Origin of the sequence: Mesorhizobium sp. M0816 (assembly GCF_040320005.1) — a bacterium.
In the GTDB taxonomy this organism is placed as follows: Bacteria; Pseudomonadota; Alphaproteobacteria; order Rhizobiales; family Rhizobiaceae; genus Mesorhizobium.
This window is the reverse complement of sequence record NZ_JAMYOT010000006.1, coordinates 141,738-168,379: the sequence shown is the minus strand read 5'-3', so window position 1 is coordinate 168,379 and position 26,642 is coordinate 141,738. Positions and strand designations below refer to the sequence as shown.

Genomic DNA, 26,642 nt, shown 5'->3' with positions numbered 1-26,642 from the left:
GCTGTCAACGTGTTATCGGTGGCCACAATGGCGCGGACTTCCGACCGAAATGGCGCGATGGCGGAACTGGTGCCAATCATGGCGGCTGTCTTCGCCGGCTTCCTCCTGATCGGCTTGGCGCTACCCGTCCTGCCGCTGCATCTTCACCAGCAGCTCGGCTTCGGCCCCTTCGCAGTCGGGCTGGTGACGGGCAGCCAGTTCGTTGCCTCGATGCTGTCGCGCATTGGAGCCGGAAATTATGCCGATGGGCGCGGCGGCAAGCGGGCCGTCGTCGTCGGCCTCATTGCCGCTGCCCTGGCGGGGTTCATTTACCTCGGCTCGCTGGCATTGCTCGACCGGCCGGTAGCGTCCGCATCGGCGCTCTTCGCCGGCCGGGCGGTACTGGGCGCGTCTGAGAGCTTCATCATCACAGGCGGCGTCGCCTGGGGCCTCTCCCTTGCGGGCGGACAGAACTCCGGAAAGGTCATAGCTTGGGTGGGCACGGCGATGTTCGCAGCACTCGCGCTAGGCGCGCCGATCGGATCTGCGCTTTACACGACGAGCGGCTTCGCCGCGATCGCACTCGCGACGGTCGGCCTGCCACTTGCGACGCTGCTTGCCATCCTGCCTATGCGTGGCACCAGCCTCGCCGCGAGCGCCGCGCGACAGTCATGGACGAGCGTGGCGCAAGCGGTCTGGCTTCCCGGCGTCGGAGCTGCTTTCAGCAGCCTTGGCTATGGCGCAATCCTGTCCTTTGGCGCGCTGCTCTTTGCCGAACGCGGCTGGCAGCCGGTCTGGCTTCCCTTCACCACTTATGCCGCGTCGCTGATCGCGGCAAGGCTGTGCTTCGGCCACCTGCCTGACAGGTTAGGGGGCGCGCGCGTCGCCGTGATCTTCGTGGCGGTCGAGGCGGCAGGGCTGATGCTGATCTGGCTTGCGCCCGGGCCTGTTCTCGCCGCCATCGGAGCGGGCCTGACTGGCCTCGGCTACTCGCTGGTCTATCCCGGTTTCGGTGCCGAGGCCGTAAGCCATCTTCCACCACGCAGCCGCGGCCTGGCCATGGGACTCTACACCGTCTTCCTCGACATGGCGCTCGGCTTCGGCAGTCCGGCGCTCGGCTTGGTCGCTGGGTCGGCCGGGCTGCAATTCGTCTTCTTCGCCGTCGCGACGGCGACGCTTCCGGCGTTGGGCATCGCTCTGCTGCTGGGTCGCCGTAACGCTCCACTATAGAGCCGGATAGTCTGGGCTCGAGATGTCGCGCAACTACGATCGCTCCCGCTTCGCGAGAAGCTGAGGCATCAGCCGAACCTGCTTTTGGTGGCGATAGAGGCCGATCAGGTCGTCGGATCGATCATGGCCGGGTATGACGGCCATCGAGGGTGGATATCGCGCATCGCTACCTTGCAGTCCCATCGCCAAAAAGGGATCGGCGAGGCCCTCATCCATGAGGCCGAAAGGCGGCTCGCCGGCCTTGGTTGCATAAAGATCAACCTCCAAATTGTCGCTTCCAATTCGACGGTTCTTGGGTTCTACCGACAGTGCGGATACGAGGTCGAGGAGCGCATAAGCATGAGCAAACTGTTGCCGAAAGTTTGAGGTGCTCCGCCGATTAACTCGTCGTCGCGGCTCGACGGCTCAGGTCCATTGGAATCTTGCTGCCGGTCATTATTGTGGCAGGCGAACCTCTCCGGGTGAATCGCGCTGCGGGATACGGCCGACGGCCGAAGCCGGGCGAAGTCCAGCCAGCCGGAGGGAGCCCTACATACGGTCGAATTACTGGAGCAGTGAGGACATGCATGCAGATCGCATCCAAGCCACGCGTCCGCCTGGCAAGCCGTCAGGAACTGGATGGAATTGGGTTGCTCGTCTCGGAGGCTTTCGCATCGTTACGGCCCGTTCTGGCACCGCACATCTTCGAGCCCTACGTCAAGGATGCGCGGGATGTCGCGGGGCGATGGGCGAAAGCTAGCGTCGCGGTGCTCGAAGCCGAGGGACGCCTCGTCGGGACGGTCACCTACTACGCCGATGCCGCCTTTGACGGCATGGGCTGGCCGCCCGGGCTGGCAGGCCTCAGGACTCTCGCGGTTGTTCCCTCGGCACAGGGCCGCGGATATGGCCGCGCGCTTTGCGAATGGTGCGTCATGCAAGCGCGTCTGCAGGGCTCAGGCGGCCTTGCGCTTCACACTGCCTCGTCCATGACGTCTGCATACAAGCTGTATGAAAGCCTTGGCTTCGAGAGACGCCCCGCCCACGACCTTTTCGCCTCCGACATTATTGGCTTTGATCCAGCTCTCGGCGATCAGCAGATCATCGCCTACCTGCTGCCGCTCAAGCAGGTCGAGAGCAGCCGCGATCGATAATGTTCGACCGCCGTTTGAACGGACGGAGGCATCATCTCGCTTCCGGATGCTGTCCGCAGCTTCCACCGTTTGTCTCGATGCGAGCAGATCCTAGTCTTTCGTATAGTCAGGCCCAAAACGAGTCGGCAGGTTGTCGGCGAGTTTCAACCAAGGGAGCTTCTCCTCAAAAGCGACATGCAGCGTAGGTGCAAATTTTTCTGGCTCCTCCATCGCTGCCGCAAAAAAATGCATGACATCAGACATGTTTTTTGAGCGGAAGGACAACGGCGTGCCACAGTGATCGCAAAATGTTCTTTCCACACCGGGAGAAGAGTTGAATACCTTCGGTAGGTTGCCCAGCCATCGCCATTGGCCGTTCAAGACGCCAATATAAGTGGTCATCGGCGCAGAACATTGCCGCCGACAACTTTCACAATGACAGACCACGCAGGCCTGTGCCGGGCCATCGACTTCAAAAGCAATAGCGCCACATAAGCAATGACCACGCATGCAAATACTCCTCGAGTCAACAAGGACAGCTTCATGCCTGGGCGTGAGGGAGGCGCCATGAAATGCGTCGAGCTGGCCCCCAATTCCGACATTCGGCGCTGGCGATTGTCCTCGCGTGCGCGAGGCGTTGCCTCCAAGCTGCCTTCACTACCCCCCTTTCGGCATATAGAAATGTTCGTAGAGTTTCTCCGCCGGGCCGCTGAATTCACGGCCTGGCAGGTCTATCGCAACCCGAACACTACAGTGGAATTGCGGTCACTTCTTTGGCCGTTCGGATCACGAACATCGTGTGGTATCGCGCGACGTTACTTCGGTCTCGGAACAGTCGCTCGCACAGCGCATCGAACTCTTCCATATCCGTCAGGCGGAGCATGAGGACGGCGTCGGTTTCGCCGCTTACACTGTAGGCCTGAGTGACGGCCGGTTCCTGAGCGGCCAACTCGAGAAAGTCCCTCATATACTGCTCACCATGACGCTCCAGTTCGACGGCGACGATCGCCTTCAAGCCCCGGCCAGCCTTTGCCGGTGCGAGAAGCGCGACAACGCGGCTGATGACACCGCTTTTCTTCAGTCGTCGTATGCGGCGCAGGCAGCTCGAAGGGGAAAGCCCGACTAACCCCGCCAGTTTGGCGTTAGTTCGTGAGGCATCATCCTGGAGCAGGTTGAGAAGCCTTCTGTCGATCTTGTCCATGTCGGTCGCGCTCATCGTCGGTGCGTTGCAATTTTATTGCACGGAATCGCAAACTTTGACCGCAAATGCGAAGCGTCTCACGCTACTCAGACGGCTCCAGGAATGATGGAGCAGCATGATGGCAATTTGCGCCGCCTTCTATCGCAAGACATTGGAGACGCTTGAAATCTATTGGGAACTGGTTCGCATGATCGTTCCGGTTGCGATTGCCACGCGGCTGCTGCAGGACCTTGGCGTCATCCAGGCGATTTCTCCGTTCTTCTCCCCGCTCATGTTGCAGGTGGGGTTGCCACCTGAACTCGCCTTTGCCTGGCTGACGGGATTGCTGGTCGGGATCTGGGGCGCGCTTGTGATCGTATTCACCTTGGTTCCGGTTTCGGCGCTCAGCACTGCCGACATGACGGTTCTTTCGGCTCTCTTGCTGTTTGCACATGCCATTCCGATCGAGCAACGGATCATTCAGAGGGCCGGGCCGAGCTTCCTGGTCACCGCGGCGCTTCGTATTGGCGGGGGTTTGGTCTCTGCTGTCCTTCTGCATCAGATATTCGCCGCGACCGGATGGCTGTCAGGACCGGTGAAGCCGGCGTGGATGCCGACGAATGAAAGCACCGACTGGGGCGGCTTTCTCCTGGGTACGCTCAAAACCCTGGGCATCATGCTCGTTGTTCTGCTTGCGCTGAGCTGGGTGATCGAGCTTCTCAAGATGTCGGGCATTTTGGAGTGGATGAACAGAGGGCTTGCCCCGCTCTTTCGGCTCGCCGGCATCGAAAAGCAGACGGTACCTTTCGCCGCTGTCGGCCTGTTTCTCGGGATTTCCTATGGCGCAGGACTGCTGATCCGCGAGGCGCGCACGCCTAGCGCGGAGCCGCGTCAGATATTCCTCGCCTGCGTGTTCATGGGTTTTGCCCACAGCCTCATTGAGGATACGTTGGTCGTTGTCACACTTGGCGCTGATGTTACGAGCGTGCTTCTCGGTCGCCTGGCGTTTGCCGTGCTCGCGACCGCCGTGATCGCAAAACTAATCAAGGCGGTTCCCGACGCTCTTTTCTTCAAGACACTCTTCCACAAGGAAGAAGACAGTCCGCGCAATCGGATTTCGGAGCCGGCGATTAGCGGGCCGTTGACGTGAGCCCTCCTTACGCAGCAGCCGACATGTGTGTCGCATCGCAATCGGGACAGGACGCGGCTACCCCTCGCCCGACAGATCGCGCCGCGCCTTGTCGAGTTCTTCGGCATAGCGCCGCATCAGGTGGCCTTCGGTCAGCAGACCGACCACCTTGCGATCGGTGAAATCCTCGACCACCGCCAATTCCTCGGCGCCGGCGCGCTGGAAGGTCTCGGCCGCCGATTGCACGTTCATGCTCGGCACCAGCACCGCATCCCTGAATTTGGCGAAGGACAGCACCGGCATCTCGTCATCCGACAAATGGCTGTGCAATTCGGCGACGATCAGCACGCCGACATAATGCAGGTCGGCGTCAACCGCGATGACGCGCTGCGAGGCACCGAGCGGCACCTGCTTGCGGAATTCCGCAAGCGTCGTCGAGGCGTCGATGGTGCGGACATCCTTTCGCATCATCGAGCCGACAGTCAGGCTCCGCATCCAGCCGACATCATGCGCGCTGCGGATCGTTTCGCCGCGCAGGTGAAAGCGCCATGTCGAGAAGGAATAGCCGAACGTTTCGCGCACCAGGATCGCCGCCATGAGCGAGGCAGCCAGCACCACGCCGGTCAGCGTCAGGTCGCGGGTCGATTCCAGCGCCAGGAAGGTCATCGTCAACGGGCCGCCGACGACGCCGACGGCGAGCGAGGTCATGCCGACGACGGCGGCGACGGCAGGGTCGATGCCGGTCGCCGGCGAGACGAATGCCATCGCGCCGGCAAACATCTTGCCGAGCAGCGCGCCGAGAAACAGCGAGGCAAAGAACAAGCCGCCGCGGAAGCCGGAGCCGAGCGAGATCGCCGAGGCCGCCAGCTTCAGCACGAAGACGCTGGCCACCACGGCCAGCCCGTAATTCATCGCGAATTCGCGGTGCAGCGCGCCATGGCCGCTGGACAGGACTTGCGGCGTGACCAGCCCCAGCAGCCCGACCATCACGCCGCCGATGGCGGGGCGCAGCGAGGCGTCGATCGACAGCCGGGCAAAGAGGCGCTCGATCAGGCTCACCAGATGCATGATGGCGATGGAAGCACCGCCGCCCAGAAGCCCGAGCAGCATGAACGGCAAATACTGGCTGACGGTGAGCTGCGGCAGACCGGCGAGCTCCAGCGGAAACGGCACGCCGCCGAACACCTCTGCGGTCAGCGAGGCCGAGATCGCGGCGGCCATTACCGGCGCGACATTGGCGACCGAGTAGATGCCGATGACCAGCTCGAAACCGTAGAAGGCGCCGGTCAGCGGCGCGTCGAAGGCGGCGGCGATCGCGCCGGCGGCACCGCAGCCGACCAGGATGCGGACATCGTTGCGGCGCAGCCTGAACAAGCGCGCCAGCCGCGACGCCAGGCCCGAACCCACCTGCGTATAGCCGGCCTCGAGCCCGACCGAAGCGCCGAAGCCGCTCGAGATCATCGTCTGCCCGGCGATGATGAAGGTGTCGGTCAGCGACATGCGGCCGCCATAAAGCGCGTTGGCTTCGATCGGATCGACCGGCGTGCGGAACTTCCGCTTTCTCAGCCAGATCACCGTCAGCCCGAGCAGGATGCCGCCGATCGCCGGTATCAGCGCCTGCTCCGGACTTTGCAGCGAAAACATCGCCGAAAGCCGACCGCCGGGCTGAACGCCGAACATAAGCCCATGCAGGACCTGCACCAGTCCGCTCATGCCGGTGACCAGCGCACCCGCCATCACCCCGACCAGGGCAGCCAGAATGACGACGGCAATACCGCGCGCCTCGAGCAGCGGGATCGATCTGATCAGCACCGCGCGCAACCGGCGGGCATAGACTTGCGGTTCGTTTCTGGGCGGTTCGTTTCTGGAAAGCACCGGGGCGGCTCGCCGATATTCGTGGGTGCCTGATACCCTCGGCAACATCGCATGGCAACATGCAGGCCGCCGAGGTGTCATGCCCGCGTGATGCTGCGGCGATAAAGCCCATCCTCAGCTCGGGGAACCGCGTTGACGTAAACGTCAACCCAAAGCTATATGCGCCAGCGACCGTGGCTGTAAAACCAGCCATGCGACTTCGGCCAGGTGGACGCGCCAAGGCGCGACAAACGCAACGAGACGAGGAGAACCGCCATGAGCGTTCAGGAGATTGCCGACAAGATCAGGTCGCGCGTGGCGAGTGCCGGGTTCGATCGCTCGGTGAAATTCGACACCGGCAGCGACGGCGTCATCGTCATCGACGGCGCCGATGTCTCGACCACCGATGCGCCGGCCGATTGCACCATAAAGCTGTCGCTCGACGATCTGGACTCGCTGATATCAGGCGACCTCAACCCGACCATGGCCTTCATGTCCGGCAAGATAAAGGTCGAAGGCGACATGAGCGTCGCCATGGCGCTCAGCCAGTTGATCGGCTGATCGCTTGAGGTGAAACAAGCCGCCGCACGATGGCGGGCGGCTTGCTTCGAACCATCAGGCAGCGAGCGGCAGCCGCTGCGCCTTCAGCTTGCGCCCGGCCGCCTTCAGCGTGCCTTGCGCGCCGTCGAGCGCGCCGACAACCAGTTCCCGCGCCAGCAGGCGGTGCCGCTCGTAAGGCCCCGGCATGGCCAGCGAGCCGGTCTTTGCGGCCGAAAACCCGAAGCGCTCGTAATAGGGCGCGTCGCCGACCAGCAGGATCGCCGCATGGCCAAGCCGCTCGGCCTCAGTGACCGCATGGCGCATCAGCGCCGAGCCGATGCCGGCATTTTTCAGCGCCGGGTCGACCGCAAGCGGGCCGAGCAGCAGCGCTGCCGTGCCGCCCTCGCCCAGGACCACGTCCCACAGCCGCACCGTGCCGGCAACAGTGCCCGACGCATCGCGCGCGACAAAGGCCAGGCCCTCCGCAGGCCGGCGGCCGCGCCGCAGCTTTTCCGACGACTTCTTCCGGCGCTTCGGCCCCACCGCGCGATCGAGCAAAGCCTCGCGCGCCGGGACGTCGGCGGCGGTTTCGGCGACGACCGCAATCTCCCCCCTCGAGGGGGAGATGTCGCCGAAGGCGACAGAGGGGGTTGTCGCGCGTGAAGCGCCGGCCTCCATCTGCGGCAGGAGGCCGAGTCCAGTCGAACCGACCCCCTCTGGCCGCTTCGCGGCCATCTCCCCCTCGAGGGGGGAGATTCCCACGCCTTCAACGATGAGATCTGCAATGTTCATTTCCGCGATCCTTCACAAGCGGATTGTTCCACAGGCGAGCCCGGGCGGGCGACAGGCGCCCACCGGGGATGATCTGAGCAACTCTTGCGAGCCCTCAGATCACGTAGGATCGGAGAGGCTCGAAGCCGTTGAAGGCGACCGATGCATAGGTCGTCGTGTAGGCGCCGGTGCCCTCGATCAGCACCTCGTCGCCGATGGTCAGCGACAAGGGCAGCGGGTACGGCGTCTTTTCGTACATCACGTCGGCCGAATCGCAGGTCGGGCCGGCGAGCACGCAAGGCGCGGTCTCGCTGCCGTCATGTGCGGTGACGATCGGGTAGCGGATCGCCTCGTCCATCGTCTCGGCGAGACCGCCGAACTTGCCGATGTCGAGGAACACCCATCGCACATTGTCGTTGTCGGCCTTCTTCGAGATCAGCACGACCTCCGACTTGATCACCCCGGCATTGCCGACCATGCCGCGGCCCGGCTCGATGATCGTCTCGGGGATGGCGTTGCCGAAATGCTTCCTGAGCGCCGAGAAGATCGCCTGGCCATAGGCCTGCGCCACCGGCACATCCCTGAGATAGCGGGTCGGGAAACCGCCGCCCATATTGACCATCTTCAGCACGATGCCTTCGTCGGCGAGCGTCGCGAACACCTTCTTGGCGTCGGCCAGCGCGCGGTCCCAGGCGGTCAGGTCGGTCTGCTGCGAGCCGACATGGAATGACACGCCATGGGCGTCGAGGCCGAGCGCCCTGGCATGGCGCAGCACGTCGACCGCCATCGCCGGCACACAGCCGAACTTGCGCGACAGCGGCCATTCGGCACCCTCGCCGTCGGTCAGGACGCGGCAGAACACGCGGGCGCCGGGAGCGACGCGCGCGATCTTCTCGACCTCCTCGACGCAGTCCACCGCAAACAGCTTGATGCCGAGCTGGTAGGCGCGCTGGATGTCGCGCTCCTTCTTGATGGTGTTGCCGAAGGAGATGCGGTCCGCCGGCGCACCGGCGTCCATCGCCATCTCGACTTCGGCAACGGAAGCGGTGTCGAAGGACGAGCCCATCGCAGCAAGCAGGCGCAGGATTTCCGGCGCCGGATTTGCTTTCACCGCATAGTAGATCTTGGAATCGGGAAGCGCCTTCTCGAAGGCGCGGAAATTGTCGCGCACGACATCGAGGTCGACGACGAGGCACGGGCCGTTCGGACGTCGGGTGGCGAGAAAGTCAAGGATGCGCTGAGTAGCCATCGGGTCTCTCCATCAGCGCCTTTCGGCGCGCACAAAGGCTTGCGGACGCGGGCTCTCGGCCTCGCGAACACGCGGTGGACAAAGGCGGGACGGAAATCCATGGAACCAGCCGGTGGAGACCCCGGAACCATGAAGCGCCGTCTCGCGGCGGTGAACCTTGGCCTTGCCCGGCCTCGGTTCGCTTTGTCTGCCTTGGCTTGGATGGGAGACCCGTCCGCACTGCCGGCAATGAAGGTGTGCCTCTTCAGTAACCCCGGTCTTTGGACGACCGGCAGAACACCAGAAAGGCCCGCACCGTCGTTGCTTCAAGGTGTCCTCGGTTGGCGGTTGGCCGCTAAACCGACTGGAGGGGTTGGCTCCAGTTACCTTACCGATTGCCCTCACCATTCGAGGATCGGCGGACACCCACAGGCACGTGCGACTTTGGGCAAGCGCGATATAAGATCGAAAGATTTCACAATCAATAAAAATCGTATCGCAGGTTGTAAAATTTGTGGCATCGAACAATGCTGCGGGACCAGAAGAACAATGCTGCGGCAAGCACACCCGGATATCGAACGCATGACAGGCACTCGCGGCCCGCTGAACGCTTTTCTCGATCTTGATCAAGTCCCTGTTACCAATGCGCAATCCGGCCCGCTTGCCGGCTTGCGGTTGGCCGTCAAGGATATCTTCGACGTCGCCGGGTACCGCACCGGTTGCGGCAATCCGCAGAAATACCGCGAAGCCTCGCCGGCCACGGCCACCGCGCCGGCCGTCCAGACGCTGCTTGATTCGGGCGCCCGCTTCGTCGGCAAGACGCAGACCGACGAACTCGCCTTTTCCCTGCTGGGGCTGAACGCGCATTTCCCATCGCCGATCAATCCGGCGGCACCCGACCGCGTCACCGGCGGCTCGTCCTCGGGTTCTGCTTCTGCAGTCGCCGGCGGGCTGGCCGATATCGCCACCGGCTCCGACACCGGCGGCTCGATCCGTGCGCCGGCAAGCTTCTGCGGCCTGATCGGCCTCAGGACCACGCATGGCCGCATTTCGCTCGACGGCGCGATGCCGCTGGCGCCTTCGCTGGACACGTTCGGCTGGTTTGCCAGGGATATCGTCACCTACGAAAAGGTCGGCACGGTGCTGCTCGGCGACGATCCGCACCGCCACGAACTGGTACGCCCTCTTGCCCTCGACGCGCTGGACAGCCTCGTGCTCGGCCCGCTGGAGGCCGAGGAATATCGCGCCATGGTCCGCAGTGTCGCTTCGGTGCTGGGCGCGCCGCGCAGCGTTGGCCCGCTGTCGCATTCCACCGACGATCTTTATTGGTGCTTCCGCAAGCTGCAAGGCTATGAAGCCTGGCAAAGCCACGGCGCCTGGATCGCTGGCGGCGACCGCATGCTGGGACCCGGCGTCAAGGAGCGCTTCGAGCATGGCGCGACCGTCGGCCCGGCAACCGCGCAGCACGAAACGGAACGTCGCGTTTCGTTTCGCCTCGAGCTTACCGACCTGCTTGGCGAGGACGGCGTTCTTGTGCTTCCGACCGCTCCGGGTGCCGCGCCGCTCAAGGCCGAATTATTTGATGATTTGCAGATCTATCGCGAGCGCGCGCTGAGATTGCTGTGTCTTTCCGGCCTGTCTGGATTTCCGCAGATCACGCTGCCGCTCGGCAAGACCGGCGGGGCGCCGTTCGGTCTTTCGCTGCTCGGCCCGAAGAACAGCGACCGGCAGTTGATTACGCTCGCCGCCCGCATCCTTTCAGCCCACCAAGGAGGCGCATGACATGGATACGCTGACCCGCATGCGCGCCTTCATCGATGTCGTCGAGGCCGAAGGCTTTTCGGCGGCGGCACGCAAGATCGGCCGCTCGAAGGCGCTGCTGTCGAAATATGTGCGCGAGCTGGAGGACGAGCTCGGCGCGCTACTGCTCAACCGCACCACCAGGCAGTTCTCGATGACCGAAGCCGGCCACACCTATTACCGGCGCGCCTCGGAGATCGTGCGCGAGGTCGACAGCCTTGCCGATGCGGTGCGCGAATCCTCCGGCGACGTGCGCGGCAGGATCAAGCTGTCGGCGCCGCGCACCTTTGCCGACGCGCCGATCGGCCAATCGCTGATCGACTTCGCCAAGCAGCATCCCGACATCGTGCTCGACATTCATCTCGACGACCGCTTCGTCGATCTGGTCGAAGAGGGTTTCGATCTGGCAGTGCGCATTTCGCGGCTGGAAAATTCCTCACTGATCGCCAGGCGCCTGGCGCCGTTTTCGGTACGGCTTTGCGCGTCTCCCGAACTGATCGCCAAGCACGGCATGCCGGTCAGGGCGCAAGACCTTGCCCGCGTGCCTTGCATCATCGACACCAATGGCCGCTGGCTCACCAACTGGCCGTTCAAGGGCGACGGTGCCGATACGGTGAGTGTTTCGGTCTCCGGCCCGATCGAGGTCAACAGCCCGATGGCGGCGAGGGCGGCCGCCGTGGCTGGACTGGGGTTTTCCATCCTGCCGGATTTTATCGCCGCGCCCGACATCGAAAGCGGCAAGCTGGTGACTGCGCTGGATGACCGCATTCTGCCCGGCGGCGGCATTTTTGCTGTCTATCCGCACCGGCGCTATCTGCCTGCAAAAGTTCGCGTTTTCGTCGACTTCCTGGTGCAGTGGTTCAAGACGCTGGACAACGCATGAGCTTTCAGCCGCGTTGCGGTCCCATTTTCGCCCGCTTTCTGGTAACTGTCGGCAATTCACCGAAGCCGATTGAATCGCGACCGAGAATGCACCTGAAACGGCAAGCAATGATGCTGGCTTCGGCCTTGACCGCGACGTTTGCCGCCGTCGGACCGGCTGAGGTGCATCCCCACGTCTTCGCTGAAGCCCGCCTCGAAGTGGTCCTCGGCCCGGATCACCAAACTGTGAAGGCATTGCGCCATGTCTGGCGCTTCGATGATTTGTTTTCGAGCACGGTGATGATGGAGTTCGACAAGAATTCCGACCTGAAACTCGACGACAAAGAGCTGAAGGATGTCGCCGACACCGTCCATGCCTCGCTTGCCGAGTTCAACTATTTCCAGCTCGTCACCGTCGACGGCAAGGACGTGGCAATGACCCCGCCGCCTCATTTGATGGCCAATTTCGACAATGACCAGTTGATCATCCTGTTTGAATCTGAACCGAAGGTGCCGATCAAACTGAGCGGCAAGATAGATATCGGCGTCTACGACCCGACCTTCTACACCGCGATCGATTTCACCGAGGATGCCAATCTGCAGGTCGATGGGTTGCCGCCGACCTGCACCAGCAAGGTTGTCCGCCCGAACCCGGACGAGGCGATCGCCCAGAACCAGAAGACCCTGACCGAGGCCTTCTTCAACGATCCGACAGGCACCGACATGAGCAAGATCTTTGCCACCAAGCTTGAACTGACCTGTCAGCCGGAAGGATAGATCCAGTGACCAAACCGTCCCTGCGTTTGGCATTCGGTCTTCTGGCCGTCGCCTTTGTGATGACGCACTTTCTCGGCACCGCCCACGCCCAGAGTTCACTCGGCATCGGCACCAATGACGGCATGGCTCCAACCGCCACCGGCCCGTTCGCCCACATCCTGATGTGGATCAATCTGCGCCAGCAGGAATTCTATCATGCGCTTGCCGGCGCGATGAAGGCGATGCGCCAGGACGGCAGCAAGTTGTGGCTGCTCATCGGCCTGTCCTTTGCCTATGGCATTTTCCACGCCGCCGGCCCCGGTCACGGCAAGGCGGTGATCTCTTCCTACATGGTGGCCAATGAAGTGGCGCTCCGGCGCGGCATCATGCTGTCCTTCGTCTCGGCCCTGCTGCAGGCGCTGACCGCGATCGTGGTGATGCTGGTCGCCTATTTCTTGCTGCGCGGCACTGCTGTCTCGATGACAGACGCCGCATGGTTCCTCGAAATCATGAGCTATGTCTTCGTCACTCTGTTCGGCGCCTGGCTGCTGTGGCGCAAGGCCGGCCCGGCCATCCTTCGCCTGTTCGGCGCAAATCCGGGCTACAGCCTCTCGGCTGCCCATGCCGGCCATTCACATTCCGGCCATTCACATGCCGCCCATTCACATGCCCATGCGGCACATTCCCACGCGCTTGATGCGCATGACCACCACGATCATGCGCATGACCATCACGATCACGGCGCCCACGACCACGCCCATGCTGCGCACGATCACCACAGCCATGCGGCGGGCGAGGTCTGCGAGACCTGCGGACACTCGCATGCCCCCGACCCGGCGCTGCTTTCCGGTGATCGCTTCGATTGGCGCACGGCCTGGTCGGCGGTGGCTGCCGTCGGTATCCGCCCCTGTTCAGGCGCGCTGATCGTGCTGAGCTTCGCCTTGCTGAACGGGCTGTGGTTCGGCGGCATCCTTTCGGTGCTGGCCATGGCACTCGGCACCGCAATCACCGTCTCGGCCCTGGCGACGCTTGCGGTGACCGCGAAGAACTGGGCGGTGTATTTCGCCGGCGACGGCCGCATGGGCAACCGCATCCATTCCTTCGTCGAGATCGGCGGCGCCGCCTTCGTCTTCCTGTTCGGCCTGCTGCTGCTCTCGGCCAGCCTGACGACCGGCGGGTGACGTCCAGGCGCGACTCTCCCTTCTCCCCTTGTGGGAGAAGGTGTCGCCGAAGGCGACGGATGAGGGGTGTTCCAGCTTGGCGCCAACAGCGCTCTGTCCAGCACCCCTCAACCGTCTTGGCGCTGCGCGCCAATCCACCTTCTCCCACAAGGGGAGAAGGAAGACGGCGCCACGTTAAATCCTGCCGCCCAGCTCATCCTCAATATGGACGCGTATAATCTCATCAAAACTCGTCTCCGCCGCAAAGCCAAGCTCCCTCGAGCGCCGCGCCTCGAAGCGCGTCGGCCAGCCCTTGACGATCGCCCAGATCGTCTCGTCGGGCTCCTCGCGGATCAGTTTCACCGCCTTGGCGCCGGCGACACGTTCCAGCGCTTCGATCTGTTCGCCGACGGTGACGGCGACGCCCGGCATCGTCAGGTTGCGGCGCGGGCCGACGGCACTGCCGTCGATCTGAGCCGCATGGATCAGGAAATTCACCGCCGAACGCGGGCTGGCGTGTGTGTGGACGACCGAGCGCGGCACCGGCAGGATCGCTTCATGGCCGCTCAGCGGCTCGCGGATGATACCGGAGAAGAACCCTGAGGCCGCCTTGTTCGGCTTTCCCGGCCTGACGCAGATGGTCGGCAGCCTAATGCCGATGCCGTCGAAGAAACCGCGGCGCGTATAGTCGGCAAGCAGCGCCTCGCCGATCAGCTTCTGCGTGCCGTAGGAGGTCAGCGGCGTCGGGTGGAACTCGTCCGGAATGATGTCGGGAAACGGTGCGCCGAACACGGCGATCGACGAGGTGAAGACGACGCGCGGTGTATAGGCCGCCAAGCGGATGGCATCGAACAGCGCCCTTGTGCCGTCGAGATTGACGCGATAGCCGAGATCGAAATTGGCCTCCGCCTCGCCCGACACCACGCCGGCGAGATGGAAGATCACGTCGGGGCGCGGCGCGACCAGATTTGCCGTCGCGCCCGGCGCTGCAAGGTCGCCGGTGTGGACGCTAATGCCGACGCTGTCGAGGACCGGCGCCTGCGGCGGCACGATGTCGTGAAGGTCGAGCGCGGCGATCTTGCGGCCGCCGAGCGTCCCGTCCTTGGCCAACCTGGCGATGAGCTTGTGGCCGACCATGCCTGCCGCGCCGGTAATCAGAATGCGCATGTCACTTTCCCTTTTTGCGCTGGCTGCGGCTACGCAGCCAGAACACGACGAAGATTGCCACCATGAAGATCGCCGCGACGACGCCGGCAAGCACCGTCGAGACCTTGCCGACCGCCAGCATCACTGTTGGAAGATAATAGGCTGCGATGCCGAACAGCAGCAAAACCCAGGCGGCGCCGATCGCCGCATTGCGGGTGTCGCGGTCCATCACGCGGCGCCAGGGTGGCGAGAGTTCATGTCAATCGTTGCCAATGCCCAGAACTCCCGAAGTCAGTGATAATGGCCGCGGTGCGGTGCCGTATCATGCGCATGATCGTGCTCGTCATCATGCTCATGGCTGTCGGCACATCGGCCGAATTCCGGTTCGACCGTGGCATGGGCTATGCCATGTTCCGCCGCAAGCCGCTTCTTGATCGCGCTGACCGCCATATGCGCGTCGACGCCGTCATTGAGGCAGGCATGCAACGTCGCCATGTTGCTGGAACCGTCGATCGACCAGACATGCATGTGATGCACCTCGCGCACGCCCTTGATCGAGCCTTCGATGTCCCTGGCGATCAGGTCGCGGTCGAGGCTTGCCGGCACGCCTTCGAGCAGGACGTGGGCGGCCTCGCGCATCAGCGACCAGGCCGTGGACAGGATCAGCAGCGCGACAAGCACCGACAGGATCGGATCGATGGGCGTCCAGCCCGTCGCCAGGATCACCAGCGCCGCCACGATCGCCGCGGCCGAGCCTAGCAGGTCGCCGAGCACGTGCAGGATGGCGCCGCGCATGTTCAGGCTGCCGCGGTCGCCGCCATGCAGCACGTAGAACGAGCCGAGATTGACCAGCAGGCCGGCGATCGCGACGACCAGCATCGGCCCGCCGAGCACCGGAGCCGGCGCTTGCAAGCGGCCCCAAGCCTCGTAGACGATCCACAGCGCGATGGCGAAGATGGCGATGCCGTTGGTGTAGGCGACCAGCGTCTTGACCCGGCCGAAGCCGTAGGTGAGGCGCACGGTCGCCGGCCGGCTCGCAAGGTGAAAGGCATACCAGGCAAGGCCGAGCGCGACGCAATCGGCAAGCATGTGGCCGGCATCCGCCAGCAGCGCCAGCGATCCCGTCAAGAGACCGCCAAGCGCTTCGACGACCATGAAGCCGGCGGTCAGGCAGGCAGCGATCAGCACGCGCTTCTTGTCGGTCGAGCCGTGCACATGACCTGCGCGATGGCTGTGGTCGTGGACCTGCGAAGCGTGGTCGTGGGTATGCGCCATCTATAGCCCCTGCTAGAGCCTGATCCATCCCGGCAGACTCGGGATGGAGGCTCTATCTTTCTATTTGACCATGATCTTACCCGAAAAACCGGATACCACTTTTCGGGAGCATGGTCAGGCGCCGAACTCGGCGCGGAAATCCTCGAGCCGCCGCTTCTGCTGGCCATCGCTGTCGAAATTAGCCGGATCGAGCCACGCCTCATAGGCTCTGCGCAGATCAGGCCATTCCCTGTCGATGATCGAATACCACGCGGTATCGCGGTTTTCGCCCTTGACCACAAGATGCTGACGGAAAATGCCCTCGAACTTGAAGCCGAAACGTTCCGCCGCGCGCTTCGACGGCTCGTTGCGATTGTTGCATTTCCATTCGTAGCGGCGATAGCCAAGCTCGTCGAAGACATACTTCATGAACAGGAACTGCGCTTCCGTCGCGGCCGGCTTACGCGAGATCAGCGGGCCCCAATAGATGTTGCCGATCTCAATGACGCCGTAGGTGGCGTCGATGCGCATCAGCGTCTGGCGCCCGGCGACCTTGCCGCTGGCCTTGTCGATGACCGTGAAGAACAGCGGGTCTTCGCTGGCTTCCGCCTTGTCCAGCCATGGCTGGAAGGCGGCGCGGCTCTCCGGCGGGTAGTCTGGCAGCCAGGCAAAGCGGCCGTCGACATCGGCCACCGACGAGGCCTCAAACAGGCCGTCGCCGTGCTTTTCGGCGTTGAGCGGCTCCAGCCTGACAGTTCGCCCCTCCAGCACCTTGCGTTCGGGCCGCGGGCGCGGTTGCCAATTCTTGAGATTTTCCGACACCGAAAACTCCAATCCGTTTGACTTTTGCGGGCGGACGCTCACAAAAACGCACGCTCGCTGAAAGAACCACACGGACAGGAAAAATGCTCCACACGATTTCGGCCTTCGACCGCCTCGGCGAGGAAAATGCGTTCGCAGTGCTGGCGCGTGCCACGGCACTTGCCCACCAGGGCCGCGACATTGTCAATCTCGGCATCGGCCAGCCCGACTTCAAGACGCCGCAGCACATCGTCGAGGCCGCGATCAAGGCGCTGCGCGACGGCCATCACGGCTATACGCCGGCCAACGGCCTGCTGGCGACGCGCGAAGCGGTGGTCCGCCGCACGCTGGCCACTACCGGCGTCGAAGTCTCGCCCGAAGCGGTGATGATCCTGCCCGGCGGCAAGCCGACCATGTTCGCGGCCATCCTGATGTTCGGCGAGCCGGGCGCCGAAATTCTCTATCCCGATCCCGGCTTTCCGATCTACCGCTCGATGATCGAGTTCACCGGTGCTGCCCCCATCCCGGTGCCGATGCGCGAGGAGAACGGCTTTGCCTTTTCGGCTGCGGAGACCTTGGCGCTGATCACGCCGAAGACCAGGCTGCTGATTCTCAACTCGCCGGCCAATCCGACCGGCGGCGTCACGCCGCGCGCCGAGATTGAGAAGCTGGTCAAGGGGCTGGAAGCGCACCCGGACGTCGCCATCCTCTCCGACGAGATCTACGACGTGATGACCTATGACGGCGAGACGCACTGCTCGCTGCTCGCCTTCCCCGAAATCCGCGACCGGCTGATCGTGCTCAACGGCTGGTCGAAGACCTGGGCGATGACCGGCTGGCGCATGGGCTGGTCGATCTGGCCGAATGGCGACAAGGGCGCGCATCTCTACGACAAGGTGCGCAAGCTGGCGGTCAATTGCTGGTCCTGCGTCAACGCGCCGAGCCAGTATGCCGGCATTGCCGCCATCGACGGCCCGCAGGACGATGTCGACAAGATGATGCGCGCCTTCGACCGCCGCAGGAAGGTCGTGGTCGAGGGGTTGAATGCCTTGCCCGGCGTTTCCTGCATTACGCCGAAAGGCGCCTTCTATGCCTTCCCCAATGTTTCCAAGACCGGCTGGAAGGCCAAGAAGCTCGCCTCGGCGCTGCTCGAGGATGCCGGCGTGGCGCTGATCGGCGGCCCCGATTTCGGCATTCTCGGCGAAGGCTATGTCAGGCTGTCCTACGCCAATTCCGAGGAGAACATCCTGCGCGCGCTGGAGCGGATCGAGGCGTTCCTGGCGAAGTGAGGACGGCGAAAGGAGAAGCCAGATGTTCTATGCCATTCTTGCCTATCACGAGGAAGAAGCGATTACGGCACTGACGCCTGAGCAGGATGCGGCGCTGATGACCGATCTTCTCCAGATCAACGATCGGCTCTACCAGCAAGGCACCCTTGGGCCGGCGGCCCGGCTCGGCGCGACACAAGACGCCTGCACCTTGCGCGGGCCAGGCACCGGAATGGTTATCGACGGCCCCTTCGCCGAGACCAAGGAACAATTGCTGGGGCTCTATGTCGTCGACTGCGCCAACCGTGACGCCGCCATCGACATTGCGCGCGACCTTCGCCGCGTCAATCCGACCGCCGTCTACGAAATCCGCCCGATTTCGCTATATTTACCCGGCGTGCCGCTTCCGGTCACCCGGCCCTGATTTAGACCGGGTTGAGACTAATTTAGCCTCGCCCGACAAATGGCATCTTCGTCGCCATCACGGTCATGAACAGGACGTTCGCGTCGAGCGGCAGGCTGGCCATATGGAGGACGGCATCGGCGACGCGCTCGACATCCATCACCGCTTCGGCGGCAATGGTGCCGTTGGCTTGCGGCACGCCGACCGTCATCGCTTGCGCCATGTCGGTCAGCGCGTTGCCGATGTCGATCTGGCCGCAAGCAATGTCGTAGGGCCTGCCGTCCAGCGCCAGCGTCTTGGTCAGCCCGGTGATGGCGTGCTTGGTCGCCGTATAGGGCACCGAGCCCGGCCGTGGCGCATAGGCCGATACCGAGCCGTTGTTGATGATGCGGCCGCCCATCGGCTGCTGCCTGCGCATGGCGCCGAACGCGGCGCGAGCACACAGGAACGAGCCGGTGAGATTGACCCCGACGATGTCGTTCCACACGTCGACCGGGATGTCGTCGATCAACGTCGATTTGTAGCTCGTGCCGGCATTGTTGAAGAGCAGGTCGACGCGCCCGAAAGCCGCAGCCACCGTCTCGAACAGATCGTCGACCTGATCGGCCTTGCTGATGTCGCAGGCGAAGGCCAATGCCTTGGCCTGCGTCGGCCCGGCCGCGGCGATCGCATCCTCCAGCACCGGCTTGCGCCGGCCGCAGAAGACCGTATTCCAGCCGGCCTTGAGCAGCGCCGTGGCGACGCTTTTGCCGATGCCCGTGCCGGCGCCGGTGACGATGGCGGTTTTATAGTCGGTCATGGCTGTACTCCCTGAAAGGGATGAGCCATCGCAAATGACGGGAACCATGGCAAGCCGGCCCAAAGCCTGTGCTCACAAAAAGGGCGGCCGTTGGCGACCGCCCCTGATCCGAACCGGGCATGGGAGGAGGAAAGCCGATCCGACTGCCTGAAATCATGCGCTCACCGGATTAACGAGAAGCTAACGCCAACGGCGCCGAGCTCCGAGGCTTCCTCTTCGAGCTACCAGCGCGAGCCTGCGACCGGTTTGGCCGTGCTGCCCGCTGCCGGCACCTTCGCCGCCGTCACCGTCGCCTCGACATGGTCGACCAGCGCATCCGGCAAGCCGAGACGGCCGGCAAGCAGGTCGAGATAGCCGCGTTCGGCCCGCGTGTCCGGATCGATGGCAAGACGCGAGGCGGTGTAGAGTTCCAGCTTTTGCGCATCGGTCTTGGCCCCGGCGATCAGCACATCCAGATCGAGCGGCGCCTCCAGTTCCGACATCAGGAATTTCTCCGCTTCGGCGCCGACGCCCGCTAGGCTGAGCTTGCCGGCGATCTTCTGCCGCTCTTCGTCATCGACGTGACCGTCGGCCTTCGCCGCCGAGATCATCGCCCTGACCAGCGTCAGCGTGAATTCGTCTTCGCCCTGCGGCGCTTGCGACGGATGGAAGGCGGTATCGGCCGGCGGCGGCAGCAATTCCGGTTCGCCTGCAGCTTGCGTCTCGGCCGGCACGTTGCCGTTCTTGTAGTTCTGGTAGGCCTTGTAGGCGAGGCCGCCGATCGCAGCCAACCCACCAAGCTTCACCGCCGCACCGGTGACCTGGCGGCCTGGGCCGGTTCCGAGCAGCACCGCGGCCAGCGCACCGGCGGCAAGCGGATTGTCCTTGGCCATCTGCACCGCCTGCCCGGCCTTGTCGCGGACGGTCGATCCGGTGCCGGGAATTTGCGAGCCGAGCAGATCGTCGAGGAGCTTCTTGGGATCGAACATCTATGCCTCCAGAATTGGCCCGGCCGAAGGTGCGCGGGCAGGTTTGCACGTCGAAGACCTAGGTCCCGCAGTTTGACATTACAATGACGCGGTGCATCGTTTTGCCCGCTGCCACGCATGACCTCGAATGGAGGTCTGCTGGGATTTCACGCGGAAATTAAAGTGCTGCAGCCTCCTTCCGCGCCAAAAAACGCGTGTCGAAACCAGCTTCGACTTCGAGTAATGTCGCGGCACGTCGCTTGGGAGGAGCCTGGCATGACCAATGAGACAGCCCGCCAGCCGGCACGCGATCCCCAGGAGCTGGAGCGCCTGCTGATTTCACGGCAATGGGTCGGAGACATTGACGGCATGGCAGCGCTTTTCGAGCAGCATGCCGTCATCGACAGCGGTAGCGGACAACTGACGTTCGGCCGCGAAGCCATCCGGGGGCTGTTCGCGGAGATCACCGCAACCGGCCGAAAATTTCAGTCCGGAGATCAGCGCCCGGCTGTCGTCAATGGCGACCTGGCGCTCACCTCGACCCGGCTTCCCGATGGCACCATCACCACCGAGGTCGCGCGCCGGCAGAACGACGGGACATGGCTGTGGGTCATCGATCGCTTCTCTGTTGCTTGACGTGAAGTTGCTTAACGTGAAGCTAACTTCCGATATGGCGATCGCCGCGCGCTTGCGCCAGCTCGACCTGGTGCTGGCGCTCGGCGTAGCGGGCGCGATCTTCGTTCGAGCGGGCATCGAAGCAATGCGGGCATGAGATGCCGGCAGCATATTTCGGCGACAGCCGGTCTTCTGCAGCCAGCGGATGCCGGCAGGCGCGGCAGAGTTCGGCCTCGCCTTCGAGCAGCCCGTGCGATACCGAAACGCGCTCGTCGAAGACGAAGCATTCGCCTTGCCACAGGCTCTGTTCGCCGGGCACGTCCTCGAGATATTTCAGAATGCCGCCCTTGAGGTGGAACACATCCTCGAAGCCGAGCGACTTCACATAGGCGGTCGCCTTCTCGCAGCGTATGCCGCCGGTGCAGAACATGGCGACCTTGCGCCCCTCGAGCTCGTGCCGATGCTGCTCGACCCAGGCCGGGAATTCGCGGAAGCTGGTGGTGGCGGGATCGACAGCACCTTTGAACGTTCCGAGCGACACCTCGTAGGCGTTGCGCGTGTCGATGACGATGGTGCCCGTATCCGAGATCAGTGCATTCCAGTCGGCCGGCGCAACATAGGTGCCTGCACCTGCCGCCGGATCGATATTGTCCACGCCCATGGTGACGATCTCGCGCTTCAACCGCACCTTCATGCGGTGGAACGGCATCGTTGCGGCGCTGCTGTATTTGATCTCGAGACCGGCGAGACCGTCGATGGATTCGAGATGATCGATGAGCGCCGCGATTGCCGGTTCACTGCCGGCGACCGTGCCGTTGATGCCCTCACGCGCCAACAGCAGCGTGCCTTTGACGCCGCGCGCGCAGCAGAAGGCGGCGAGCGGCGCGCGCAGCGCCTCGAAGGTGTCGAGCCGGGCGAAGCGGTAAAGCGCGGCAACGCGGAAGGCTTGGCTGGGAAGTGTCATCACCAAGCCACTAGACGCTCACGACAGCCTGATCAAGGCAGAGCCGGGAGCGGTCTGATCGCGGAAGGTTTCGAACACCACGCGTGACATCGCGACACGCCGCGTTTCGTGGACAGAAAAACCGCCTTCTGCTAACCGGTCGACTTGATCAACAAAGGAGAGACGACGAATGCCCAGCACGACCGAAAAGCTCCTGTCGCTCCTCAACGGCCAGCCGGTCATACCGGTGCTGAAGATCGCCAATCCCGCCGACGCGGTGCCGCTGGCCCGGGCGCTGGCCAGCGGTGGCCTGCCGGTGATCGAGATCACGCTGCGCACCGCCGACGCGCTGGAGGCGATCCGCCGGGTGGCGGGCGAGGTCGAAGACGCCGTCGTCGGCGCCGGCACCATCCTGGACGCCCGCCAGTTCGGCGAGGCGGCGGCCGCCGGTTCGAAGTTCATCGTCAGCCCCGGCATCACCCGCGAGCTTCTCGCGGCAGCCAAGGACAGCGACGTGCCGTTGCTGCCCGGTGCCATCACGCCGGGAGAGGTCATGGCCGCCCGCGAAGCCGGCCTGCGCTTTCTGAAATTCTTCCCGGCCGAACAGTCGGGCGGCACTGCCTCGCTCAAGGCTTTCGCCTCGCCGCTTGCCGACGTGAAATTCTGCCCGACCGGCGGTATCACCGGCAAGAACGCCGCCGACTACCTCAGCCTGCCCAACGTCATCTGCGTCGGCGGTTCCTGGGTGGCGCCGGACGATCTGGTCAAGGCCGGCAAATGGGACGAGATCGAAGCCTTGGCACGCGCGGCAAGCAAGCTCGGGCGCTAGCATCTTCTGCATCAAAAGCCGCGGCCGATCTGGCCGATCTGGTTCGCCGGCTGGTTCCCGCTCATGGGCTCGAACCACGATTCACGCCTTCAAAGGGCGCTGTCCTACCATTAGACGAAGCGGGAGAATGCCGACCGCTGGTTAGCATCCCTGGATGAAGGAAGCCAGTGCCGGCGGTGGAGGTAGCCGCGCGAGGTGCCCAGCGCGGCCTACTCGGTCTTGAAGCGGGCCACCGACATGAACTTGACGGCTTTGCCGGTGAACCGGTTTGCGTCGGCCATCTCGTTGCCCGGCTGGAAGCCTATCGTATAGACCTCGCTCGGTGCCGTACGGACGAAGTCGTAGGCGTAGCGCGGCGCCGTTGTCGCATCTGAAACAGTTGCGACATACTCACCGCTGTGCAGCGCCCACCGGGCGGACTGCGGCGCGGCGGCGACCACCACCGGCTTGGGGCCGGGCTTCAGGTCGCGGGCGGTGGCCCTGGGTTCCTTGCGTGTGGTCTTCACGCCTGCACCGATGACGGCGGCCGGATCGGAGCCTGCCGGGCGGGCAACGATGGCCTCGCGCGGCGATGCCCCGTCGCTCGATGCCCCGTCGTCGCTCGCCGGTTCCTCGAACACCGATGCTTGCTCGGAAAGCGACGCGACCTTGTATTCGTCGGTCGCGCTGACCCGTTCCAGAACGGCCTTGACCTCGTCGGGCTGGGAACTGTCGGGCCGCGCCGACGGCAATACCGAGAATGCGTCGGTGGCGGTGTTGCTCCGCTCGGCCGCACTCGCCAGCGCCAGCAACACTTGCTTGTCCTGCGGCGCAAGACCCACCGACGAAAGATCGGCCGGCAGCGAATGATTGGGCCGCCAGCTCGGCACGGGAATGTTGTTTGCCGCGACCTGCACCGGGCCGGCCGCAGCAGACGGGTCTGCTATGCCGAACGGAACATTTGCCGGCGCCACGCTTGCCGGCGCTTGCGCGGTCGCTACCGCCTGTTCAGTCGATCCAGCCGCATCCGCCACGCCGAACGGAACGTTTTCAGGCGGCTGGGCGCCGACGTCGGTCTTCGGACGCGGAGCAAAATCCGGCAGCGGAATGCTGCGGGCAGGCAATGCCGCGATGATCGTCTCCGGCGTGTCGTTCTCCGGTTCAGGCGCAGGCGCCGGAGCATCGGCGACTTCCGGAATCTGAGCGCGCTTGGCATCCTGAGGCGCCACGATGGCAATGCCAGGCAGGTTGCTGCTCTTGGCGGACGGCGCCGGCTTCACGTTACGGGGCTTTGGCGCCGGCTCGGCCATCGCCACATCGGCGCTGTCGTCCGCCTCGTCGTCGCCACCGCCGAAGAGGGCTGCCAGGAACCCACGGGATTTTTTGGCACCGCCGCTTGCGCTGGCGAGTTCGATGGCCGGTGCGCCGGCGCCCTTGCGGGCTTTGTAGGAGGCGAGCGCCTGTTGATAGCCAGGCAGCGGCTTGCCGTCGCTCGGCACATGCAGCGTCTTGCCGTTGGGGAACACGCGCGCCAGTTCCTGGCGGCTGATGCCGGGCCAGTGGCGTACATTGCCGACATCCATATGCACGAACGGCGAGCCGGAACTGGGATAGTAGCCGACGCCGCCGCCCTGCATCCTGAGGCCGACGTCGCGCAGCTTCTTCAGCGGCACGCCGGGAATATAGAAATCCATCGCCCTGCCGAGCATGTGCTGGCTTTTTTCGGCGACGCCCCTGCTGCGGCTGCGCAGCATCGAATTCGTGGCCGGCGAACGATAGCCGCAGACGACCTGGATGTAGTCGGTCGCGCCGCTCTCCCGATAGGCCTCCCAGACCAGGTCCAGCAGGCGCGGATCCATCTTGGTCGGCTCGTTGCGACGCCAGTCGCGCAGGATGATGTTGATCTTTCGCAAGCCCGCCTGGTCGTAGCGCCCGTTGCGCTTGTAGACGATCTCCGCCTTTTCATGCGTGTGGAGATGATAGAGCTTCAGCGAACGTGTCTCGGCGCTGGCGCCGGTTGCCGCTGCTGCAAGGAACCCGACGGCAACAATCACCGCTGCCAGCCATCTCGGCCAGACGCTCATGTGATAATGCCGCCCGTTTTTGTGTCGTTCGATTCTGTTCAAATCAAAAGGCCTTGCAGGCTGCCGTTTTGTCCCCGGATTTGACCAAACGGATGCGTGGTGTGTGCATCCGAATATCGATCCTAATGGTTAATCATCGCTTATTGAAGCCGAAATGCGGTAACACGGTGGCGATATCCCGCCAAAAATATTGCGCAGGATATCTTGGTAAACCGCTGGTTTAGATCATGTTTTGGCGCCAGCTCGAAACACGATCTGTTACCGTCCGCCTTAATACGTGAACACTGTGGCGAACACCTCGTTTCGAGGCGCAGTTGCGTGGAATGATGTCCGGATGAGAACCGGCTTGGCCCTGTGACTCAGGAAGCGAGCCGTTCGACGCGGCCGGTTTCCGGGTCGATGCCGTATTCCTTGAGCTTGCGGTAGAGCGTCGACCGGCCGATGCCGAGGCGGCGGGCGACTTCGCTCATCTGGCCGTTATAGTGATCGATGGCGAGCTTGATCATTTCGAGTTCGACGTCGGCCAGCGCACGCACATTGCCGCGCTCGTCGAGCGCCCGCAGCGTGCCGAAACGAGGCTTGGCTGGTGCATCGGCGTCGGCGGCTGCGATGCCGCCAGCGGCCGATATGTTGTCGCGCGGCTGGCTGCCCGAAGCCACTCCGGAAGCTGGCCACCCTGGAGTTGGCCCCCCTGAAGCTGGCCACCCTGGAGCTGGCAAGGCGATACCCGAATCGAGATTGACCGTGCCCTCGACTTGCGCCCGGATCTGCGGGAATTCTTCTTCGGTCAGCATGTCGCCGTCGGCGAGCACCGAAGCCCGGAAGACGGCGTTTTCGAGCTGCCTTATGTTGCCCGGCCAGTCATAGGCCTGCAGCATGGCAAGCGCCGCAGCCGAGATGCCACGCAGGCGGTGGCGCGGATCGGCGGGCGCCACCTTCTCCATGAAGTGCTCGACCAGATAGGGGATGTCGTCGCGACGGTCGCGCAATGGCGGCACGAAGATCGGATAGACGTTCAGCCGGTAGAACAGGTCCTCGCGGAACTTGCCGTCCTTGACCTGCTGCAGCAGGTTGCGATGGGTTGCCGAGATCAGCCTGATGTCGACCCTGACGGTCGAGCGCCCGCCAACCGGATCGACCTCGCCGTCCTGTACGGCGCGCAACAGCTTGACCTGCACGTCGAGCGGCAGGTCGCCGATCTCGTCAAGGAACAGCGTGCCGGAATGCGCTTCGACGAACTTGCCGGTATGTTTTTCGGTGGCGCCGGTGAACGAGCCCTTCTCGTGCCCGAACAGGATCGATTCGACCAGATTGTCGGGGATGGCGCCGCAATTGACGGTGACGAAGGGTTTCAAGCGGCGGTCGCCGCTGCCCTGGATGGCGCGCGCCACCAGTTCCTTGCCGACGCCGGATTCACCTTCGATCAGGATCGGAATGTTGGACGCCGCCGCCTTGCGGCCGAGCCGGATCACCCGATCCATCGCCGGACTGTGGGTGATCATGTCCTTGAACGTCAGATGGCCGCCGCGCTGCCGTGACGAGCGCTTCACTTCGCCTTCGAGCGCTTCGACCTTGAGGGCGTTGCCGATCGACGCCTGCAGCCTGTCGGGGGAGGCCGGCTTGACGACGAAGTCGAAGGCGCCGTGACGCATTGCCGAAACGACGGTTTCGATGCCGCCCTGCGCGGTCTGCACGATGACGGGAATGTGAATGCCGCGCTCGCGCATCGCCTTTAGCACGCCGATGCCATCGAGGCCCGGCATCATCAGGTCGAGGATGACCACCGACACGTCGCGCGCATTGGGCCCGTCGACGAGATCGAGACCGGCCTCGCCGCCATCGGCGACGATCGCGGTGTGGCCGAATTTCGTCACCGCCGCCTCGAGCAGCCTGCGCTGCACGGGATCGTCATCGACTATGAGTATGGAAGCTGCCATGACTGATCCGACCGTGCCCGCCCGAGAATGCGCCCTATGG

28 protein-coding genes and 1 tRNA gene are annotated in these 26,642 nt (G+C 63.8%); 13 read left to right on the top strand and 16 right to left on the bottom strand.

All coding sequences use genetic code 11. The annotated features are described in order from the left end of the window. The first annotated feature begins 27 nt into the window (after nucleotides 1-27). The 3 genes from NKI17_RS11340 to NKI17_RS11330 all read left to right on the top strand — a co-directional run bounded on the left by NKI17_RS11340 (nucleotide 28) and on the right by NKI17_RS11330 (nucleotide 2,339). Nucleotides 28-1,209, top strand: a complete 1,182-nt coding sequence (locus NKI17_RS11340; RefSeq protein WP_352905956.1) for an arabinose transporter — start codon at nucleotides 28-30, stop codon at nucleotides 1,207-1,209. A gap of 87 nt (nucleotides 1,210-1,296) precedes the next feature. Continuing rightward, entirely contained in the window at nucleotides 1,297-1,575 is a 279-nt protein-coding gene (locus NKI17_RS11335) for a GNAT family N-acetyltransferase (protein ID WP_352905954.1), read from the top strand. Between the two features lie 200 nt (nucleotides 1,576-1,775). Continuing rightward, complete coding sequence (locus tag NKI17_RS11330; RefSeq protein ID WP_352568107.1) at nucleotides 1,776-2,339, top strand: GNAT family N-acetyltransferase; 564 nt, start codon at nucleotides 1,776-1,778, stop codon at nucleotides 2,337-2,339. Between the two features lie 90 nt (nucleotides 2,340-2,429). Here NKI17_RS11330 and NKI17_RS11325 read toward each other — a convergent pair whose 3' ends face one another. Next, on the bottom strand, nucleotides 2,430-2,828 hold the full coding sequence (locus NKI17_RS11325) for a GFA family protein (RefSeq protein WP_352644137.1): 399 nt from the start codon (nucleotides 2,826-2,828) through the stop codon (nucleotides 2,430-2,432). A gap of 238 nt (nucleotides 2,829-3,066) precedes the next feature. Next, nucleotides 3,067-3,519 (bottom strand): Lrp/AsnC family transcriptional regulator, encoded by a 453-nt coding sequence (locus NKI17_RS11320; RefSeq protein ID WP_023675430.1) that lies wholly within the window; start codon nucleotides 3,517-3,519, stop codon nucleotides 3,067-3,069. 118 nt (nucleotides 3,520-3,637) lie between these two features. Between NKI17_RS11320 and NKI17_RS11315 the strand changes: the two genes are divergently transcribed. Then, complete coding sequence (locus NKI17_RS11315; RefSeq protein ID WP_352644136.1) at nucleotides 3,638-4,648, top strand: nucleoside recognition domain-containing protein; 1,011 nt, start codon at nucleotides 3,638-3,640, stop codon at nucleotides 4,646-4,648. Nucleotides 4,649-4,705: 57 nt separating this feature from the next. On the opposite strand, the gene NKI17_RS11310 is transcribed toward NKI17_RS11315, so the two are convergent. Continuing rightward, the gene (locus NKI17_RS11310) at nucleotides 4,706-6,448 is read right to left on the bottom strand and encodes a chloride channel protein (protein ID WP_502894486.1); all 1,743 of its coding nucleotides are present in this window, start codon (nucleotides 6,446-6,448) and stop codon (nucleotides 4,706-4,708) included. Between the two features lie 309 nt (nucleotides 6,449-6,757). Between NKI17_RS11310 and NKI17_RS11305 the strand changes: the two genes are divergently transcribed. Then, entirely contained in the window at nucleotides 6,758-7,042 is a 285-nt protein-coding gene (locus NKI17_RS11305; protein WP_352524570.1) for an SCP2 sterol-binding domain-containing protein, read from the top strand. Nucleotides 7,043-7,096: 54 nt separating this feature from the next. Here the strand turns inward: NKI17_RS11305 and NKI17_RS11300 are convergent, their stop codons facing one another. Continuing rightward, nucleotides 7,097-7,699, bottom strand: coding sequence for a GNAT family N-acetyltransferase (locus NKI17_RS11300; protein ID WP_352644253.1), 603 nt, complete (start codon nucleotides 7,697-7,699; stop codon nucleotides 7,097-7,099). Between the two features lie 208 nt (nucleotides 7,700-7,907). After that, a complete protein-coding gene (odc2, locus tag NKI17_RS11295) occupies nucleotides 7,908-9,041 on the bottom strand; it encodes an ornithine/lysine decarboxylase (RefSeq protein ID WP_352448194.1) in 1,134 nt (377 codons plus the stop codon). Nucleotides 9,042-9,602: 561 nt separating this feature from the next. Here odc2 and NKI17_RS11290 point away from each other — a divergent pair. The 4 genes from NKI17_RS11290 to NKI17_RS11275 all read left to right on the top strand — a co-directional run bounded on the left by NKI17_RS11290 (nucleotide 9,603) and on the right by NKI17_RS11275 (nucleotide 13,618). After that, nucleotides 9,603-10,802, top strand: coding sequence for an amidase (locus NKI17_RS11290; protein ID WP_352588042.1), 1,200 nt, complete (start codon nucleotides 9,603-9,605; stop codon nucleotides 10,800-10,802). A 1-nt stretch (nucleotide 10,803) separates the two neighbouring features. After that, nucleotides 10,804-11,703: a LysR family transcriptional regulator gene (locus tag NKI17_RS11285; protein ID WP_352588045.1), complete on the top strand. Its 900-nt coding sequence runs from the start codon at nucleotides 10,804-10,806 to the stop codon at nucleotides 11,701-11,703. An 86-nt stretch (nucleotides 11,704-11,789) separates the two neighbouring features. Next, on the top strand, nucleotides 11,790-12,458 hold the full coding sequence (locus NKI17_RS11280; protein ID WP_352564924.1) for a DUF1007 family protein: 669 nt from the start codon (nucleotides 11,790-11,792) through the stop codon (nucleotides 12,456-12,458). A gap of 5 nt (nucleotides 12,459-12,463) precedes the next feature. Continuing rightward, on the top strand, nucleotides 12,464-13,618 hold the full coding sequence (locus tag NKI17_RS11275; RefSeq protein WP_502894479.1) for a nickel/cobalt transporter: 1,155 nt from the start codon (nucleotides 12,464-12,466) through the stop codon (nucleotides 13,616-13,618). A 174-nt stretch (nucleotides 13,619-13,792) separates the two neighbouring features. Here NKI17_RS11275 and denD read toward each other — a convergent pair whose 3' ends face one another. The 4 genes from denD to NKI17_RS11255 all read right to left on the bottom strand — a co-directional run bounded on the left by denD (nucleotide 13,793) and on the right by NKI17_RS11255 (nucleotide 16,819). Beyond that, nucleotides 13,793-14,764, bottom strand: coding sequence for a D-erythronate dehydrogenase (gene denD / locus NKI17_RS11270; protein ID WP_352568116.1), 972 nt, complete (start codon nucleotides 14,762-14,764; stop codon nucleotides 13,793-13,795). A 1-nt stretch (nucleotide 14,765) separates the two neighbouring features. Beyond that, a complete protein-coding gene (locus NKI17_RS11265) occupies nucleotides 14,766-14,972 on the bottom strand; it encodes a hypothetical protein (protein ID WP_352448198.1) in 207 nt (68 codons plus the stop codon). 62 nt (nucleotides 14,973-15,034) lie between these two features. Then, the gene (locus NKI17_RS11260; protein WP_352568118.1) at nucleotides 15,035-16,018 is read right to left on the bottom strand and encodes a cation diffusion facilitator family transporter; all 984 of its coding nucleotides are present in this window, start codon (nucleotides 16,016-16,018) and stop codon (nucleotides 15,035-15,037) included. Nucleotides 16,019-16,132: 114 nt separating this feature from the next. Further along, nucleotides 16,133-16,819, bottom strand: a complete 687-nt coding sequence (locus NKI17_RS11255; RefSeq protein ID WP_352568119.1) for a GNAT family N-acetyltransferase — start codon at nucleotides 16,817-16,819, stop codon at nucleotides 16,133-16,135. An 83-nt stretch (nucleotides 16,820-16,902) separates the two neighbouring features. Here NKI17_RS11255 and NKI17_RS11250 point away from each other — a divergent pair, with 83 nt between their 5' ends. After that, complete coding sequence (locus tag NKI17_RS11250) at nucleotides 16,903-18,087, top strand: pyridoxal phosphate-dependent aminotransferase (RefSeq protein WP_352568120.1); 1,185 nt, start codon at nucleotides 16,903-16,905, stop codon at nucleotides 18,085-18,087. Nucleotides 18,088-18,109: 22 nt separating this feature from the next. Further along, the gene (locus tag NKI17_RS11245) at nucleotides 18,110-18,490 is read left to right on the top strand and encodes a YciI family protein (RefSeq protein ID WP_352568121.1); all 381 of its coding nucleotides are present in this window, start codon (nucleotides 18,110-18,112) and stop codon (nucleotides 18,488-18,490) included. A gap of 22 nt (nucleotides 18,491-18,512) precedes the next feature. On the opposite strand, the gene NKI17_RS11240 is transcribed toward NKI17_RS11245, so the two are convergent. After that, the gene (locus NKI17_RS11240) at nucleotides 18,513-19,268 is read right to left on the bottom strand and encodes an SDR family oxidoreductase (RefSeq protein ID WP_352698598.1); all 756 of its coding nucleotides are present in this window, start codon (nucleotides 19,266-19,268) and stop codon (nucleotides 18,513-18,515) included. Between the two features lie 221 nt (nucleotides 19,269-19,489). Continuing rightward, the gene (locus NKI17_RS11235) at nucleotides 19,490-20,236 is read right to left on the bottom strand and encodes a tellurite resistance TerB family protein (protein ID WP_352568123.1); all 747 of its coding nucleotides are present in this window, start codon (nucleotides 20,234-20,236) and stop codon (nucleotides 19,490-19,492) included. A 255-nt stretch (nucleotides 20,237-20,491) separates the two neighbouring features. On the opposite strand from NKI17_RS11235, the gene NKI17_RS11230 reads away from it, so the two are divergent. Next, nucleotides 20,492-20,851 (top strand): YybH family protein, encoded by a 360-nt coding sequence (locus tag NKI17_RS11230; RefSeq protein WP_352568124.1) that lies wholly within the window; start codon nucleotides 20,492-20,494, stop codon nucleotides 20,849-20,851. Between the two features lie 22 nt (nucleotides 20,852-20,873). Here the strand turns inward: NKI17_RS11230 and trhO are convergent, their stop codons facing one another. Further along, nucleotides 20,874-21,794 carry an oxygen-dependent tRNA uridine(34) hydroxylase TrhO gene (gene trhO, locus NKI17_RS11225; RefSeq protein ID WP_502894478.1) on the bottom strand — a complete coding sequence of 307 codons (921 nt, stop codon included), beginning with the start codon at nucleotides 21,792-21,794 and terminating at the stop codon, nucleotides 20,874-20,876. Between the two features lie 18 nt (nucleotides 21,795-21,812). Then, nucleotides 21,813-21,974, bottom strand: coding sequence for a hypothetical protein (locus NKI17_RS11220; RefSeq protein ID WP_352905949.1), 162 nt, complete (start codon nucleotides 21,972-21,974; stop codon nucleotides 21,813-21,815). On the opposite strand from NKI17_RS11220, the gene NKI17_RS11215 reads away from it, so the two are divergent. Then, a complete protein-coding gene (locus tag NKI17_RS11215; protein ID WP_352568126.1) occupies nucleotides 21,964-22,602 on the top strand; it encodes a 2-dehydro-3-deoxy-phosphogluconate aldolase in 639 nt (212 codons plus the stop codon). The two genes, NKI17_RS11220 and NKI17_RS11215, sit on opposite strands and share 11 nt — an antisense overlap. A 51-nt stretch (nucleotides 22,603-22,653) precedes the next feature. Here the strand turns inward: NKI17_RS11215 and NKI17_RS11210 are convergent. From NKI17_RS11210 to NKI17_RS11200, 3 genes are all read right to left on the bottom strand, one after another. Beyond that, nucleotides 22,654-22,727, bottom strand: a tRNA-Gln gene (locus NKI17_RS11210). Between the two features lie 84 nt (nucleotides 22,728-22,811). Then, nucleotides 22,812-24,665, bottom strand: coding sequence for a peptidoglycan L,D-endopeptidase MepK (gene mepK, locus NKI17_RS11205; protein WP_352568127.1), 1,854 nt, complete (start codon nucleotides 24,663-24,665; stop codon nucleotides 22,812-22,814). A gap of 359 nt (nucleotides 24,666-25,024) precedes the next feature. Continuing rightward, on the bottom strand, nucleotides 25,025-26,602 hold the full coding sequence (locus tag NKI17_RS11200) for a sigma-54-dependent transcriptional regulator (protein ID WP_352905948.1): 1,578 nt from the start codon (nucleotides 26,600-26,602) through the stop codon (nucleotides 25,025-25,027). Between the last annotated feature and the right edge of the window lie 40 nt (nucleotides 26,603-26,642).